1 protein-coding gene is annotated in these 693 nt (G+C 37.5%); it reads left to right on the forward strand.

Translation table 11 applies throughout. The annotated features are described in order from the left end of the window. Positions 1–85 (forward strand): IS3 family transposase (locus ICN37_RS08495; protein WP_216156231.1); only part of this gene is annotated, 85 nt, incomplete at its 5' end. Positions 86–693 lie beyond the last annotated feature (608 nt).

A 693-nucleotide genomic window follows, 5' to 3' on the forward strand; every position in this document is an offset into this window, starting at 1 on the left:
CTACTACAACCATGATCGAATCAAACAAAAACTAAAGGGATTAAGTCCGGTGCAATACCGAGCTCAATCCCTTCTGGTAACCTAACTAAACTGTCCAACTTTTGGGGGTCAGTTCATTCGGGTGGTTTTTGCATTTTTGAATGCTAACTGCATTGGGAGCGGGTAGTCATGCTGTTCTTTATGAGCACTCAACAGGGTCTTTGCTCAGCCAGCATAATAAAGTCTAGTTACTATGAAAAATGTTGTAAAAAAATGGTGCTTATATAGTGTCACTCAGGCCACCAATCAATCGCAATAAAATTTTGCGGGTAACTGGTTAACTAATTGTTTAATCTAAGTGTTAACCCTGAGACTAGGAATTAAGAAATGATCAACAAAATGAAAAAGTTTTTATTCATTTTTCTACAGGATTAGGCGTGTTCATCAAAATCAATCCGTTGTCTTGCTTGGTAAGGGGGGTATATGATTTGCTGCTTTATTGCCTAAGCGACTTGAGTGCATTAGAAAAGCAAAATTCATTAAAGAAATTAAGAGATTCAAGTTACAATTGGGCATATTAATAACCGTAGATTCAAACACGAAGTGCAACACGGTTTAAGGACTGCATAAATACTTCATTGGGGGTTTTAAACCCTAATCGTTTTCTAGGTCGGTTGTTTAAACGGTCTTGGATCATTCTAAGCTCCTTATCGG

The organism is Polynucleobacter sp. P1-05-14 (assembly GCF_018881675.1).
Classification (GTDB): Bacteria; Pseudomonadota; Gammaproteobacteria; order Burkholderiales; family Burkholderiaceae; genus Polynucleobacter.